Source organism: Aporhodopirellula aestuarii (genome assembly GCF_023701485.1).
In the GTDB taxonomy this organism is placed as follows: domain Bacteria; phylum Planctomycetota; class Planctomycetia; order Pirellulales; family Pirellulaceae; genus Rhodopirellula; species Rhodopirellula aestuarii.
Genome location: NZ_JAMQBK010000037.1, coordinates 1 through 18,578, shown reverse-complemented (window position 1 = coordinate 18,578; position 18,578 = coordinate 1). Strand labels below are relative to the sequence as shown.

The 18,578-nt window shown below is 58.4% G+C and carries 3 protein-coding genes; 2 read left to right on the top strand and 1 reads right to left on the bottom strand.

Annotated features, from left to right (window positions below; all coding sequences use genetic code 11):
- Positions 1-180 precede the first annotated feature (180 nt).
- Positions 181-10,074, top strand: a complete 9,894-nt coding sequence (locus NB063_RS14200) for a beta strand repeat-containing protein (RefSeq protein ID WP_250929399.1) — start codon at positions 181-183, stop codon at positions 10,072-10,074.
- A gap of 132 nt (positions 10,075-10,206) precedes the next feature.
- Here the strand turns inward: NB063_RS14200 and NB063_RS14195 are convergent, their stop codons facing one another.
- Positions 10,207-10,671, bottom strand: coding sequence for a hypothetical protein (locus NB063_RS14195; RefSeq protein WP_250929398.1), 465 nt, complete (start codon positions 10,669-10,671; stop codon positions 10,207-10,209).
- Positions 10,672-10,740: 69 nt separating this feature from the next.
- Here NB063_RS14195 and NB063_RS14190 point away from each other — a divergent pair.
- The coding region (locus tag NB063_RS14190; protein ID WP_250929397.1) for a LamG-like jellyroll fold domain-containing protein at positions 10,741-18,578 on the top strand (7,838 nt) is incomplete at its 3' end.

The window sequence follows — 18,578 nt, the reverse complement described above, 5'->3', positions numbered from 1 at the left end:
TACGAATCATTATCCGGCGACGCCATCCTCGTCTGGAACAACGGCACGACGGGTACTTCCGGACTCTCCTATAAGGTCTGGAACGGAATCTCATGGTCGGCAACCAACACGATCACGACCCCCGTCACCGGTGAGCCGTCGCAATTACAACTCGCCACCGCGCCCGATTCTGATGAGTTGGTGCTGGTCGGAAGCAACGCCAGCAACCAAGACTTTGCCATTGTCTGGGACGGTGATAATTGGGGGAACGCTCAGACACTTTCGACCATTGCCGGTGCCAGTAACACCGAAGTTGCAGTGGTTTATGAGCAACAAAGCGGTGATGCGATGGTTGTCTACGGCGACAACACGTCCAACGCGCATTATCGCATCTGGAACGGCTCGGCATGGGGTGCTCAACAGGACCTGACACCACCGGCCGGCGTCACCGGGCAAGTCACGTGGTCCAGCGTCGCATCGGATCCCACCAGTGACCGGATTGCCTTCTCGGCTCACACGGCCAACAACGAGACCTGGCTGGCCGTCTGGAACGGCAGCAGCTGGGGCGACAAACTATTGGCATCAACCTCTGAGACCAACAATACGTTCCGTAGCGTCGCGGTCGCCTTTGAATCACAGTCGGGCGATCTGCTGGCGGTCTATACAGAAAACGATAACCGAATCAGTTATCGAACGTGGGAAAACGGCAGCGGATGGTCAGCAGAATCGTCGGGAGTGGACCTGGGAGACAAGGTTCGAACGATCACACTGACCAGTCGCCCTGAGACCAATCAGATCATGCTGACGGCACTCGACGCCGGTGGCGACATCAACAGCCCGCTTTGGGACGGACGAGCCTGGAGCGAACGAAATGAGGTTGAAAACAACTCCGGTGAAACAACCACTCAGCCGTTCTTGTTTCTTTGGGACGAGAATCCCGCCTACTTAACGGCCGCTGCCAATGACACGGCGTTCTGGTTCAGCACCGATGGGGATGTCAATTCGAAGGGTGCCGCAGGCCTCAACTCATGGACCAGCGGTGAAGTTCTCGCCTTGGGCGATCCAGACTTGAAGTTGGAACCGGTTGACGGAATGACGACCGCAACCGCCACGTCGGTTTTCAATCTAGACAACTTTGGCGGCGATACCAAAATCGATGCCCTGCACTACGTCAGCGCAGATATCCAGGTAGGCAGTTCCAACTTCAATCTGCTTGCCGGTGACATCCTGTTTTCCACCCGAGACGCAGAGACATTGGTCAGCACCAATACGCTGACCATTGCGAACTCCGATATCATCGTCTTCCGCGCCGACACGGCCGGCGATTATTCCTCGGGAAGTTTCTACGTCCTATTGGAAAACCCCACCGGTCTCGATTTGCGAAGCATTTCGCTGGTCGAAAAGAACACCGTCGTCGGTGACACCACGCTGCAGGCGGGTGACTTCCTGATGAGTACCGGCACCTCACTGCTCTTGTACGAAACGACCGATGTCGGTGCTGGAACGACAAGCGGCACGGTGAAGACGTTGCTTGATGGGTTGGACGCCAACGTTAGTTTGATCGAAAACATCAATGGCGTTGAACTGTATGAATCGGACACCGTCATCGGTGGGCACACGATTCTCGCCGGTACGATCCTCGTTTCCATCGACAGAGATAGCGACGTTGGCAGCAACAGCCTGAGTATCAAAAAGCACGATTTGGTGGCCCTTACCGTCTCACAAACAACGCTGGTTGCCGGGTCGGGCAACGGCAATGTGACAGCCCAGTTGATCATGGATGGCTCGGACATCGGTTTGACGGGAGGATCCGAAAAGATCTCGGGTTTCACCGCAATTCCAAACAATCAGGCCCCGACCGACATTGCGCCCAACAGCCTCTCGGTCGATGAAAACACAGACACATCGAGCGGATACAGCGTTGGCACCCTGACGGCAACCGATGTGGATGCCGGCGAAACGTTTACCTACAGCATTGTCGGTGGAACCGACGCCGCCAAATTCTCGATCGGCGGTGGCGGAAACAACGAACTGATCCTGACCGACGGCACGCTCGATTTCGAATCGCAGTCGACCTACAGCGTCACCGTACGGGTGACAGATTCGGCATCGAATGTCTACGAGGAAACGCTAACGGTCAATGTCAATGACTTGAACGAAGCTCCGGTGATCACCGGCGGTCCGGACACGGCGGGACTTACCGAGACCGACAGCGGATTAACTACCAGCGGTACCTTCACGGTGACGGATCAGGACACTTCCGATTGGGTTACCGCGGCCGTCGATTCGGTTGGAATCGGCGGGACGGGAAGCGGTAGCGTGCCGGCTGGTTTGACGAATTCGATTCTGAAAGGATTCTTGTCAGTCAGCCCGACCGCCATTCTTGACAATACCGAAACGACCAACACGCTGACCTGGAATTTCAACAGTGGAAGCGAAGCATTCGACTTCCTGGCCGATGGCGAAACGTTGATCCTCACCTACACGGTCAGCGCAACCGACGATGATGGCACGCCGCTGAATGATACCGAGACGGTCACGATCACGATCACCGGAACAAACGACCAACCGACGATGACCGTGGTCGATGTCTCCGGCGCCGTCACTGAAGACGCGACCACACCGAACCTGACCGACAGCGGCTCGGTAGCTTTTGCCGAAGCGGACGAGACTGACTTAATCAACTCTTCCGTCGCACTGACGGGCACGACGACCACGGGACCTGCGATTCCTACCGGGCTAGCAACGGCGTTGGCCTCCAGCGTCAGTTTGACGCAAACCGGAACCAACGACGGCTCGATCGCCTGGGATTTCGCGGTTGATAACAGTTTGGTGCAATACCTCGCCGATGGCGAGACGATCACGGCGACCTACACGATCACCGTCACCGATGACAGCGGCACGGGTAGCAACACAACGACGCAAGACGTCACCGTCACGATCACGGGCACCAATGATCAACCGACCATTGCGGTGGTCGATGTCACTGGCGCCGTGACCGAAGATGCCACGACACCCAACCTGACCGACAGCGGCAGCGTCACCTTTGCCGAAGTCGACGAGTCCGACACAGTCAGCTCGTCGGTCGCTCTGAGCGGTACGACAACCACCGGACCCGCGATCCCGTCTGGACTGGCGACCGCATTGGCCTCCAGCGTCAGTCTCACGCAAACCGGAACCAACGACGGTTCGATCACCTGGGATTTCTCGGTTGATAACAGTTTGGTGCAATACCTCGCCGATGGCGAAACGATCACGGCAACCTACACAATCACCGTGACCGATGACAGCGGCACGGGTAGCAACACGACGACTCAAGACGTCACCGTCACAATCACGGGTACCAACGATCAGCCGACCATTGCGGTGGTCGATGTCACTGGCGCGGTCACCGAAGACGCCACGACACCGAATCTGACCGACAGCGGATCGGTGACCTTTACCGAAGTCGACGAGTCCGACCTGATCAGTTCGTCGGTCGCTCTCAGCGGAACAACGACCACGGGGCCGGCGATTCCGTCGGGACTGGCAACGGCGTTGGCATCCAGTGTCGGTCTCACGCAAACCGGCACCAACGATGGCTCGATCGCGTGGGATTTCGCGGTCGACAACAGTTTGGTGCAGTATCTCGCCGCTGGCGAAACGATCACCGCGACCTACACGATTACCGTCACCGACAGCGAAGGGGCGACCGACACCCAGGACGTCGTGATCACGATTAACGGCACCAACGACACGCCCGTAGTGACGATTGGGGGAGGCAGTGCCGCGGACACGCTCACCGAAACCGATACCACGCTCACGAGCAGCGGCACACTGACCGTTGACGATGTTGATTTGTCGGACTCCGTCACATCAACAGTCAGCACCGTCGTCGCCAGCGGGACCACCACTGGTTTGGCTTCCAACAACGCCGCCCTACTCGCGATGTTGACCTCCACGGCCAACGTGCTCGATGGTAGCGAAGTCACCGACACCCTGACTTGGAACTTCAACTCCGCCAGTGAGTCGTTCGATTACTTGGCCGTCGGTGAATCGCTGACGCTGACTTACACGATCACCGTCACAGACAGCCAAGGAGCGACCGACACTCAGGATGTCGTGATTACGATCAACGGTACCAACGACTCGCCTGACGTGACGATTGGCGGCGGCAGTGCGGCGGAGTCAATCACCGAAACCGACACCACGCTCACCAGCACGGGCACACTGACGGTCACCGATCTGGATCTGACGGACACCGTGTCATCAACCGTCAGCAGCGTCGTCGCGGGGGGAACCACCACGGGACTGGCGTCGGACAACACCGCATTGCTCGCGATGTTGACCTCGACCGCCAACGTGCTCGACGGAACCGAAGTCACCGACACGCTGAATTGGGATTTCAACTCCGCCAGTGAGTCGTTTGATTATTTGGCCGTCGGCGAATCACTGACGCTGACTTACACGATCACCGTTACCGATAGCCAAGGGGCGACCGACACCCAAGACGTTGTGATCACCATCAACGGCACCAATGACACGCCCGACGTGACGATTGGTGGCGGCAGCGCCGCGGAGTCAATCACCGAAACCGATACCACGCTCACCTCCACGGGCACCCTGACCGCGGACGATCTCGACTTGTCGGACTCCGTCACGTCGACCGTTAGCACTGTCGTTGCCAGCGGAACCACCACGGGGTTGGCCTCCAACAACGCCGCCCTGCTCGCGATGTTGACATCCACGGCCAACGTCATCGATGGCACCGAACTCACCGACACCTTGACCTGGAACTTCAATTCCGCCAGCGAAGCGTTCGATTACTTGGCAGTCGGTGAGTCATTGACGCTGACCTACACGATCACCGTCACCGACAGCCAAGGAGCGACCGACACCCAGGACGTCGTGATCACCATCAACGGCACCAACGACACACCCGATGTCACGATCGGGGGCGGCAGCGCCGCGGACACGCTCACCGAAAGCGATACCACGCTCACGACCTCGGGCACCCTGACCGTCGACGATCTCGACTTGTCGGACTCCGTCACGTCGACCGTTAGCACTGTCGTTGCCAGCGGAACCACCACGGGACTGGGGTCGGACAACACGGCATTACTCGCGATGTTGACCTCCACCGCGAACATCATCGACGGCACCGAACTCACCGACACGCTGACCTGGAATTTCAATTCTGCCAGTGAATCGTTTGACTACTTGGCCGTCGGCGAATCGTTGACGCTGACCTACACCATCACGGTCACCGACAGCCAGGGTGCAACCGATACCCAAGACGTCGTGATCACCATCAACGGCACCAACGACACACCTGACGTCACCATCGGTGGTGGCAGTGCAGCGGAGTCAATCACCGAAACCGATACCACGTTGACATCCTCAGGCACGCTGACAGTTGATGATCTCGACTTGTCCGATACGGTCACGTCGACAGTCAGCAGCGTCGCCGCCGGCGGAACCACCACGGGACTGGCCTCCGACAACACGGCATTGCTCGCGATGTTGACCTCGACGACTAACGTGCTCGACGGCAGCGAAATCACCGACACGCTGACTTGGGACTTTAATTCCGCCAGTGAATCGTTTGACTACTTGGCCGCGGGCGAATCGCTGACGCTGACCTACACGATCACCGTCACCGATAGCCAAGGGGCGACCGACACTCAAGACGTCGTGATCACCATCAATGGCACCAATGACACGCCCGATGTCACGATCGGGGGTGGCAGCGCTGCCGATACGCTCACCGAAACCGATTCCACGCTGACGACCTCAGGCACGCTGACCGTCGACGACCTCGATCTATCCGACACCGTCACGTCGACCGTTAGCAGCGTCGTCGCGGGCGGAACCACCACGGGGTTGGGATCCGACAACACGGCATTGCTTGCGATGCTGACATCCACGGCCAATGTCATCGATGGAACCGAACTCACCGACACGCTGACTTGGGATTTCAATTCCGCCAGCGAAGCCTTTGATTACTTGGCCGTCGGTGAGTCACTGACGCTGACTTACACGATCACCGTCACCGATAGCCAGGGGGCGATCGATACTCAGGATGTCGTGATCACAATCAACGGTACCAATGACACGCCTGACATCACGATCGGGGGTGGCAGCGCCGCTGAATCGATCAGTGAAACCGACACCACGCTGACTTCCTCGGGCACGCTGACCGTTGACGATCTCGACATGTCCGACACCGTCACGTCAACCGTCAGCAGCGTCGTTGCCGGTGGAACCACCACGGGACTCGCGTCCGATAACACGGCATTGCTCGCGATGTTGACCTCGACAGCGAACGTGCTCGACGGAACCGAGATCACCGACACGCTGACCTGGGATTTTAACTCCGCCAGTGAATCGTTTGATTACTTGGCCATCGGCGAATCGCTGACGCTGACTTACACGATCACCGTCACCGACAGCCAGGGAGCGACCGACACTCAAGACGTCGTGATTACGATCAACGGGACCAATGACACGCCCGACATTACCGTCGAGACCGGCGACAGCGCCGCCGACACACTGGCCGAAAACAACACGACGCTGACCACCAGCGGCACGTTGACGACAACGGATCTGGACCTGTCCGACACCGTTGCCTCCACCGTCAGCGGAGTCGTCGCCAGTGGCGACACGTCCGGGTTGGGCTCAGACAATACGGCTCTGCTGGCCATGCTCAGCTCCACCGCCTCCGTCCTCGACGGCTCGGAAACTTCCGACACGTTGACGTGGGATTTCAATTCCGGAAGCGAGCATTTTGATTACCTCGCCGCCGGTGAGGCGTTGGTTCTGACCTACACGATCACCGTCACCGACAGCCAAGGAGCCACCGATACCCAAGACGTCATCATCACGATCACCGGCGCCAACGACCTGCCCGTGATCACCGTCGAATCCGGTGACAGCGCCGCTGATGCGTTGACCGAAACCGATACCACGCTGAGTACCACAGGAACGCTCACCGTCACCGACCTCAACCTCTCCGACACCGTGACGTCGACCGTCAGCAGCGTCGTGTCCGGCGGAACAACCACCGGACTGGCCTCCAACAACGCGGCGCTGCTTTCGATGCTGACCTCCACGGCCACGGTGCTCGACGGGTCTGAAACCGTCGACCAACTGACCTGGGATTTTAACTCCGCCAGCGAAGCGTTTGATTATCTAGCCGATGGTGAATCGTTGACATTGACTTACACGATTACCGTCACCGATAGCCAAGGGGCGACCGACACCCAAGACGTCGTGATCACCATCAGCGGTACCAACGACACGCCTGACATCACGATCGGCGGTGGCAGCGCCGCGGATACACTCACCGAAACCGACACCACCCTCACCTCCACGGGCAGCCTGACCGTTGACGATCTCGACTTGTCCGACACCGTGACGTCGACCGTCAGCAGCGTCGTCGCGGGCGGAACCACCACGGGGCTGGTGTCCGACAACACGGCATTGCTCGCGATGTTGACGTCGACAACTAACGTGCTCGACGGCAGCGAGATCACCGACACGCTGACCTGGAATTTCAATTCCGCCAGCGAAGCGTTTGATTATTTGGCAGCGGGTGAGTCACTGACGTTGACCTACACGATCACCGTTACCGATAGCCAGGGCGCGACCGACACTCAAGATGTTGTGATCACGATCAACGGCACCAACGATGCCCCCGTCATCACCGGCGGCCCCGCTTCACTCGGACTGACCGAAACCGATGCCGGATTGACCGGTAGCGGTTCGCTCACGATTGGTGATACCGATGTGACTGACAATGTCACCGCGGCGGTCGACAGCGTTGCCGTCAGTGGCACGGGGGCGAGCAGCGCGCCTGGAACGCTGACCGACACCGTTTTGGAAGGTTTTTTGTCGATTTCGCCCACCGCGATCTTGGACGGAACTCAGATCAGCAATTCACTGAGCTGGGATTTTGACAGCGGCAGCGAAGCGTTTGATTTCCTCGCCACCGGCGAGACGCTGGTGCTCACCTACACGATCAGTGCCACCGATGATGACGGCACCCCGCTGAGCGATACCGAAACGATCACCATCACCATCACCGGAACCAACGACGGTCCCGTCGCCGTTGTGGATGCGGATACTGCGGTTGAGGCGGGCGGCATTGCCAACGCCAACGCGGGAACGGATCCGACGGGCAACGTGCTCGCCAACGACACCGATGCCGACTTGACTGATTCATTCAACGTCAGCGGCGTTGCGGCGGGTATAGTAGGCAGCGCATCGGGGTCGGTGGGAACCCAGGTCACCGGAAGTTACGGTGAGATCGTGATCGCGAGCGACGGCAGCTACTCCTATGTCGTCGACAACGACAACGCGGCTGTCCAAGCACTGCGTACATCTTCCGATACGCTCGATGACGTCTTCACGTACACCATTACCGACCAAGACGGGGCCCAATCGACTCAGCAAATCACGATCACTATCCAGGGAACAAACGACGCACCCGATGACCTGACCGCGGTCGGCATGAGCGTCGGCGAAAACCCCAGCAATGGACAGGTTGTTGGGACCGTTTCGACAAGCGATGTCGATGCCGGCGACACGGTTTCCTACCTTTTGACCGATGACGCCAGCGGACGGTTCGACATCAACAGTGATGGCGAGATCATCGTCTTGGACGCCTCGAACATCAACTACGAACTCAACACGCAGCACGACATCACGATCCAGGTGACCGATGCGGCCGGGGCGACGTACCTGGAAACCTTCACGATCTACGTCAACGATGTCAACGAATTTAATGTCGTCGGATACGGCGATATCGACGGAGCGGCCAACGAGGTCGATGAAAACACACCTGGCGGTGTGAGCGTTGGGATCACGGTATCGGCCAGCGACGCGGATGGTTCGAACAACACGATCACCCACTCACTGATCGACGATGCCGGAGGTCGATTCACGATCAATCCTGCGACCGGCGAGATTTTAACATCGGGTTCGGCACCACTGAACTACGAAGTCGATAGCTCGCACAACGTGACGGTTCGGAGTGTTTCGGCCGACGGCAGTGAAGTGATCCAGAGTTTCACCATCGCGGTCCGCGACATCAATGAAGCTCCGGTCGCCAACAACGACTCTTACAACACGTTTGCAGGTCAATCCGTCACGCTGACGACTCCCGACCCACTGGACAACGACACCGATGTCGATGGCGATGCCTTGGGCCTCGTCCTCCTGGCGGGACCTTCCAATGGAAGTCTTTCGATCGACATCGACGGTGTGATCACGTACACACCCAATTCGGGGTTCTTCGGCGTCGATGCGTTCACCTATCGCAGTGACGACGGAATGCTGCTCAGCGCCAACGTCGCGACGGTCTCGATCAACGTCCAAGCCGGTGGCGGTGGCGGAGGAACTGGCGGAGGTAGTGGCTCGGGAAGCGGAAGCGGCAGCGGATCGGGTAGCGATAGCGGATCGGGTGACTCCGGCTCAAGCGATTCAGGATCTGGCGATGGAAGTAGCGACGACGGAGCGGGCAGCGGCACACCTGGCGACGAGGGTTCTGTCGACGAAACGCTGATCGGTGGTCTCCCCGGCGAATCCGGCGGCTCCTCCCAAAACAAAACCTCGGTACACTCCTCCAACGCACAGCGGAATCAATCACAACAAAACGGTGACCCCGACGATGACGGTGCGGGAACCTCCGACAAACGAGATTCGTTGATGATTGGCGATTCAAACCACATCCTGCGATCAAGCTTGCTTGGTTCACGTGCACGAATGGAAGACATCATGTCGGCCGCCTCGGTCTTCGAAAAAGGACTAGCGGACGCGTTGCTCGAGTTTGATGACAACTCACTGATGTCGTGGTATGCATTGGCGACCCCCACGAACGTTTCGGCCGAGGAAACCGAAGAGCACGAATTCTGGGTCGGCGGCGTCGGCACCACGCTCGGCATCGCATCGATCGGTTACGTCCTCTGGGCACTGCGTGGCGGAATGTTCGTCGCCACCATGTACGCGGGCATCCCCGGCTGGAGAATGCTCGACCCAACCACCCTCCTCAACGCCTACCGAGGCGACGACCATCCCCGAGACAGGGTCGAAGAATTACTCGATGCGGAGGAATAGCTTGGAGCTTTTAGCCTTTAGCTTCTAGCTTGGTTGTGTCGTCCCGTTGGGACGTCGAGGATTGGGTGCTTTTCTTAGCGGCACGGCGCGAGCCGTCCGGTCCCGCGTTACCGGACGGCTCGCGCCGTTCCGCTACTTATGAGGTCCCGCCACCCCTTCCCCGGACTCGCGTCCGGGGCTGACACGTGTCGCCGCGTTGCGGCTATGACGACTCGCGTTTCGGAAACGTATCGGCATGTGCATCGGCCAAGACGTTGCTTCGCCAAGTGCCGAAGGCACGGCATGCGCAAGCCATGGACGCCAGTCCATGGGATACGACAAACCAAACACCCCAAGTGCCGAAGGCATGACATGTGTCATCGGTCCGTTGTGTCGTCCCTTCGGGACTTGGCGTTGTTGTGGATTGCCCTTTCCCCGGACTCGTGTCTGGGAACGCTCACGTGTCGCCGCGTTGCGGCTAGGACGACTAGCGTCTGGGGCTGACGCGGCGACTTGTTGGGTTGTGACGATGGTTCCGATTCGTCCGATGGGGAGGCTGCAGACGGGCTGTGATTGGAATTTCCGGCAATCGTCTCCCAACCTGAATAGTTGACGCATCTGACGCCTGTTCGCCATCCCCTCATGATGCGGTCAAGATATGCCGTTTAGGTCAAGGAGGTAACATCCATGACCAAACGAAACTTTCATTTCTTCCGACTCGAAGATCGTGTGCTCCTTTCCGGAGAAGGGATCGATCCTGCGCTCGAAATGATACCCGATGGCGATACCGTGGCCGATTTGCAGTCGGACGTGGATGCGTTGCAACTCGACATTGATGCGATCGAAGCGGCTCTGATGGCCGCCGCCGGGGAAACCGTCCCCAACGACACGAATGCCCTCAACGCGGACTCCGATGACGTCGGTGCCGGCGCAGACAATGCGGACTTCATCGATCCCGCCATTGGACCCGAAGCCTTGGATCCGGCCCGACCGATCGAAGTCATTTTCATTGACGCGGGGGTGGAAGACAGTGAATCACTGATCGCGGGTTTGCGTGACAGTGGCGACGAGGGTACGCAGTGGGTGCTCGTTCGTCTCGATAGCGACTCAAACGGGATCGAGCAGATCACCGCAACGCTCAGTTCACTCTCGAGCGTCGACGCCATTCACTTGCTCTCGCACGGTGACGGCCAAGGCGTGCAACTCGGCAATGTCAAACTCGATCAAGAGACATCGCTCGAGCATGCCGGTGACATCGCATCGTGGGGACATGCCCTCGACAGCGACGCTGACTTGTTGATCTACGGTTGCGATTTGGCGAGCACCACCGAAGGTCAAGATCTGATCGAAATGCTGGCGCTCGTGTGCAACTGTGACGTCGCAGCCAGTGACGACGCGACGGGCCACGCCGACCTGGGCGGTGACTGGGATCTCGAATACCGAATCGGTGAGATCAACACCGAAGTCTTTGTAGGAGCGTATGGGCAAAAACAATGGAACCACCTACTCGCCACCACTACGATCGACATTCAAAATGGAGTGAATGGATACACGGGGACTCACGACACGGAACTGAGGCAACAGTCTGCAAACTCAAATTATGGCAATAGTAGCTCGATCGCCATCGATTTAGACAATTCCGGAGCCAATTCCGAATCTCAAGGGCTGATCCGATTCAACAACATCTTTGGAACCGGAGGCACACAGATCCCCTATGGGGTGCAAATCGTCTCAGCGAGTTTGACGGTACAAACCACAGGCAGCACTTCGGGCACGATCAGTCTTTATCAGATGCTGACGAACTGGGACGAGTCGACTGCCACATGGAATTCACTCAGTTCAGGGCTTTCGGCCAACGGTACCGAGATGGCATCGATTGCGGATGCATCCTTGACGAATCTTAGCTCTGGAGCGACGACGTTTACGAACCTCAAGTCAAGCGTTCAAGCTTGGGCGAGTGGGGCCGCCAATTACGGGTGGGGCATTCTCACCAATTCATCGGACGGTTGGGACATGAATTCGTCCGAAGGAGCGACCACGCCCAAATTAAGTGTCCAATACATTCAACCTGGTACGCAGGCGTCGACGGCGCACAGCGTCACCGTGACAACAGCAAACGACACGTGGGATGGGGACACGACATCGATCGATGCATTGTTGGCGAACAAAGGGGCCGATGGACTGATTTCGTTGCGTGAAGCCATCATGGCTGCCAACAACACACAGAACGACGGGGGAACTGCGGATCAAATCAACTTTGCGATCTCGGGCACTGGGGTTCACACCATTAACCTTGGCTCGTCACTGACGATCACTGACGCGGTCACCATTGACGCGACGAGCGACGACAGTTTCGCCGCCAACGGCAATCGGCCGGCGATCATTCTGGATGGCAACAATAGCTTCAGCGGCGATGGCGTGGTGCTGACAAACTCAGCGGACGGCAGCACGATTCGTGGCTTCGGGATTCGTGACTTCAGCGGCGACGGGATTGAGATCCAGGCAGGCTCCGATGGAAACACGATTGTTGGCAACTACATTGGCCGCCTGACAGCCACGGGCAGCGACGCCGGGGCAAGCGAGGCAAACACTGCCAACGGCATCTTGGTATACGGATCCAACACGATCATCGGTGGAACGTCCGCGGGCGACGGCAACGTCATCTCCGGAAATGCGGTCGACGGGATCCGAATCGACGGCACTGCCTCGGGGACGATCGTCCAAGGCAACTACATCGGTACCAACGGGACGGGAACGGCTGCCATCGGCAACGGCGACGACGGCGTCAGCGTGATGGCAAGTACGTCCAACAACACGATCGGCGGATCCACCGCGGAGGCTCGCAACATCATCTCAGGAAGCGGTGCGACGGCCATTTATATCGAGGGTTCGGGCACGGTCGTAAAGGGAAACTACCTCGGCACCGATGTGACCGGAACCGTCGACCTTGGGAACACGAAGGTGTCGACCGGAGAGGGTACCATTCGCATCCTCAATGCAAACGGGGCGACGATCGGGGGTACCGATGCGGAGACCGACGGGAACATCATTGCCTTCGGCGGTGGCGACGGCATCCTATTGCAAGGGTCCAGCACCGGCATTGCGATTCTCGGGAACTCGATTCACTCGCATGCCGGCTTGGGAATTGATCTCGGTGACAACGGGGTCACCACCAACGATGGCCAATTCGACGACACGCCCGACCAAGACAGCGGTGCCAACAACCTGCAAAACTTTCCGGTGCTCTCGTCGATCACCGCGGGCCCCACTCCGGCTGTGTTTGGTTCGCTCAAATCGACCCCCAGCCGCACGTTTCGCATCGAGTTTTTCGCTAACTCTAGCGGCGACGGCAGCGGCTATGGCGAAGGGAAGCGGTTCATTGACTCGATCGACGTCACGACCAATGCCACCGGCGACGCCGCCATTGGCCACTATTTAGATGGCTTCATCGCCACCGGTGAAACCGTCTCGGCGACCGCCACGGATTTAACGACCAACGATACGTCCGAATTTGCCGCCAACATTACCGCCACCAACAACGCGCCGGTTTTAAACAGTGGGCAAACCCCCGTACTGACCGCGCAAAGCGAAGATAGCGGTCCGCCATCCGGAACCGTCGGATCGTTGATTTCGTCGCTTGTCGATTTTGCCTCACCGTCGGGTCAAGTTGACAATGTCACCGATTCCAATCCCGGTGCCGCACTGGGGATTGCGATTACGGCGGCCAATACCACCAATGGCATTTGGTACTACAGCACCGACGGCGGCAGCAATTGGAATGCGCTCGGCTCGGTCAGCAATACGAACGCACGCTTGCTGGCCGCCGATCCCGACACTCGGATCTATTTCCAGGCCAATGCCAATTACAACGGCACTGTCACCAACGCCATTACCTTCCGTGCTTGGGACCAAAGTACGAATAGTAATGGCGATTTAGCAAGCACTTCGAGCAACGGCGGATCGACGGGCTTTTCAACCGCGACCGACACCGCCAACCTCGTCGTAACCGCTGTCAACGATGCCCCGGTATTGAGTAGCGGTGCGCCCGCCGCAGTCAACGTCAGTGAAGACAGCGCCAACTCATCTGCCGTCTCGCTGGGTATGAGTAGTCTGAGCTACGGTCCCGGCGGCGGAAGCGACGAGTCGGGGCAAACGTTAACCTACACCATCACCAACATTCCCTCGCACATCACGTTGTGGAAAGCCGATGGGACGACGCAGGTCAACAACAATGCCACGCTGACGCTTTCCGAGCTGCAAGGACTGAAATACAAAACCGTCGCAAACGCTTTCGGCAGCGGCAATCTGACTTGGACCGTCCAAGACGATGGCGGCACCACCAACGGTGGTAACGATACGCTGGCCCAATCGCTCGCCATTACCGTCAATGCGGTCGACGACGCTCCCGTCGCCGTGGATGATTCCTATTCGGTCGACGAAAACGGGACGTTGGTGGTCGGCCCGAGCACCGACAATCTGGCCAACCACTGGGAATTCGACGAAGGGGGCAGTAACCAGACCACTGCCGACTCGGGGGCACTCGGAAACAACGCCACCCTCGGTGCCGACGCCGCCGCCAACACCGACGATCCTGCATGGACCAGCGGGCATATCGGCTCGGGTGCACTTTCGTTCGACGGCTCGAGTGATTACGTCGCCACCTCCAGTACGGTGCTCAAAACCGCGACCAGCTTTACGCTCTCGACGTGGTTCCAAACGGACAAGACGTCCGGCCAGCAGCATATCTTGTGGCAAGGGTACAGCAGCGGCAATGGCTACGGATCCGGCCCCGGTACCGCGGCGCAGTCCGAGATGGGTTTGACGATCGGCACTTGGGACCAACCCAATAAACTCGTTTTCTTCATGGGGTACGACGTACCGACCAATGGCGCCGATCCGATCTATATCGTCTCGAATTCAGATTTCACCGACACGACCCAATTCCACAATGTCGCCGTCATCGTGACGGATCTTGGGGGGGGCACTTATCAAGCATCGCTGTACGTTGACGGCGTGCTGGAGGGAACCGACACCGGCACTGAAAACGACCGCTCGGCGTGGGGTTCGCTGCAAATCGGTAAACCGGGCGCCAACACCCGTTATTTCGATGGACAAATCGATGACGTCCGCATCTACGACACCGCACTTTCGGAGGCGGAGGTCCAAAACATCGCCCACTCCGGCGTGTTGCAAAACGATACGGATGTCGATAGCAACGTGTTAAGCGTTAACACCAGCCTCGTTACGGGGCCGAGCAACGGGACGCTCAACATCAATGCCGATGGATCATTCAGCTACACGCCCGATACGGATTTCAGTGGCACGGATACGTTTACCTATCGCACCAACGACGGAACTCAGGACTCGAACGTCGCCACTGTGACGATCACGGTCAACGCCAATAATGACGCTCCCGTGACGGGCGCGTCGGGAGGCACGACCGCCTATACCGAAAACGCGGACGTCACCGTGATTGACTCGGCATTGACCATCACCGACGCGGATCTCGGTGATTTCGATGGTGGATCGCTGAGCGTGACAATTTCGGCGAATGGATCGGCGAACGATCGCTTGTCGATTGTTCCTGGCGGAAACATCACGATGACGGGGACCGACGTCTACCACAGCGGTGTGTTGGTTGGCAGTGTCAGCGGCGGGCTTGGAACGTCGCCGTTGGTGATTTCATTCAACGCCAATAGCAGTCCGGGGATCGCAGAAGAAGTCGGGCGGCAAGTCGGCTATTTCAACGTATCAGACGCGCCGTCCACCACCGCGCGAACGGTTGACTTTGTCGTGACCGACGGTGACGGCGGAACCAGCAATACGGCTCAGAAACAGGTTTCGGTAGCCGCCGTTGCCGATGCCCCTATCGCGGTGGACGATCATCACGGGTTGTCGTTCGATGGCGTGGATGACTACGTCGACGCGGGCAGCGATGCGTCGCTCGAGTTCACCGGCACGTCGATGACGATGGAAGCGTGGGTGAATCCGGCAGCCTACAACGCAACATCCGGTTCGATCGTGCTCAACCGCGAAGGGGAATATGAACTCGGGATCAGCGATACAGGCACGCTGCGTTGGGGCATTACGAACAGCGATCCAGGTTGGGCCTGGCATGACACGGGATACGTGATTCCGCTCAATACCTGGTCGCACCTCGCGGTCTCCTATGACAACGGAGTGGTCAGCACCTACGTCAACGGAACGTCAGTCGATGTCTATCATGGTTCGGGAAACATCGGCGATGCTCATCCGGACAAGGATAATTTCCTTATCGGCAGCCGGCTCAACAATCCCGCTGGTCAATATTTCAACGGCCAGATCGATGACGTTCGGCTGTGGAGCACCGCGCGCTCGCAAACCGAGATCCAAGACTACCTCGATACAACATTGACGGGGGCCGAAACGGGGCTAGCCGGCTACTGGAATTTCAACGAAGGCAGTGGCACGACCGCCAATGATTTGAGCGGCAATGCAAATCTCGCAACGCTCACCGGTGGCCCCACCTGGACCGGTTTTTCCACCGATCAAGACACGCCGCTGAATATTGGGGCGAGTAGCGGTGCCATCAGCAACGATGTCGACGGCGAAGACGATCCGCTGACCGTCACGGAAGTCGAAGGTTCGGTCGGGGGCGTTGGCAACCAAGTCGTTCTGGGTTCAGGTGCATTGGTCACAGTCAATGCCAACGGCAGTTTCGACTACGATCCCAACGGCTCATTCGACTATCTCGACGCCGGTGAAACCGGGACGGATACATTCACCTATACCGTCAGCGATGGCAACGGTGGCACTGATACCGCAACCGTTTCGATCACGATCACCGGGATCGATGACGCCCCGATCATCGTCGCCGATTCGGACTTCGATGACTCGGGCAATCAAGTCATCGATTTCCAAGGCGACGACGACACGATTCTGCTGTCAGGATTGGCCGTCAATACCGCGGCAGGAACCGACGTCACGGTCGAGTTTTGGATGAACTGGGATGGCGTCGACAGTGTGATGCCGTTCGGCTTTGGGTCCTATGACCTTTGGATCAATGGAGGACATTTCGGATTCAATACAGCCGCGGGCGACTTGTATGGTATCAGCAGCGCTGGGCTAGAAACGGGTTGGCATCACGTCGCCGCCGTCTTCCACAACGGCAGCGTCGTGGGCAGTCGCTTGATCATCGATGGTGTCGAACAAGTGATGACACAACGAATAGGCACTCCGAATGACGCGGCGGCCTACGCCACATCGAACGCTCAGATTTCAGGTTGGCCACTCAACACCACATACAAGTTTGATGGCCAGATTGACCAGGTCCGAATTTGGAACGGCGACCGCAGTGAATCGCAGGTCCGCGCCGACATGCATCAAGAACTCTCCGGACCACAAACCGGATTGGTCGCTGCGTACTCGTTCACCGGCGCCACGACCGCTGCGGGCGGCGTGATCGACGACAGCGGCAACGGGAACCATGGCACCATGTCGGGAATGACCGGTGCGAACGTGATTGCCGGCAGCGGGTTTGCAAACCTCGGCGACCAAACCGTCAACGAAGACGACGTGGTCACACTCGAGGTCTCGGCGTTCGATCCCGAAAACACCGCCCTCACCTACACCTGGACCCAAACCTCGGGCACCGCCGTCACGCTCAGCGACGTCAACGCGGAAAAACCAACTTTCACCGCGCCTGCCCAACCCACCGATCAGCAACTCGTCTTCACCGTCGATGCATCCGACGGAACCAACACGACCACCGAGACGGTGACCATCACCGTGACGGCGATCAACGACGCGCCCGTCTTCTCGGGGCTCGATGCCACGCCAACCTACACCGAAGACGGTCCCACGGTCGTGCTCGATGCCGACGCCAGCGTCTTTGACGACGAACTGAATGCCCTAGACAACTACAGCGGATCATCCATCTACCTGTATCGCGACACAGCTGTAACTGCCGAGGACATTTGGGGTTTCAACGATGGAAATGGGATCACCCTTTCGGGTAGCTCGCTGCTCAAGAACGGCCAAGTGATCGCCACGTTCGATATCACCACGACGCCCGGTCTGTTGCAACTCACCTTTACCGATGTCAATGGCGAGACGCCCACTCAGAGTGACGTTAACTCCGTCATTCGCCAACTGACTTATGAAAACACCAGCGATACTCCTCCCGCTTCCATCAACGTCCGCTGGTATTTCGGAGACGGCAATACAGGCGCGCAGGGCGCGGGAGGTGGCTTATTCGGCACGGCGCTAACGACGGTCAACATCACCGCCACCAACGATGCGCCGGTGATCGGCTCTAACGGCGGCGGACCCACCGCGGCCATTGGCATCAATGAAGGGACGACTGCAGTCACCACCGTCACGTCAACTGACGTCGATAGTACCGCAGCGACCTATACCATCAGCGGTGTGGACGCGGGGTTGTTCTCGATCGGTGGCACGTCTGGAATTTTGACGTTCACAGCCGCACCTGATTATGAAGCACCGCTCGATTTTGACGGAGACAACGTTTACGAAGTCACCGTGCA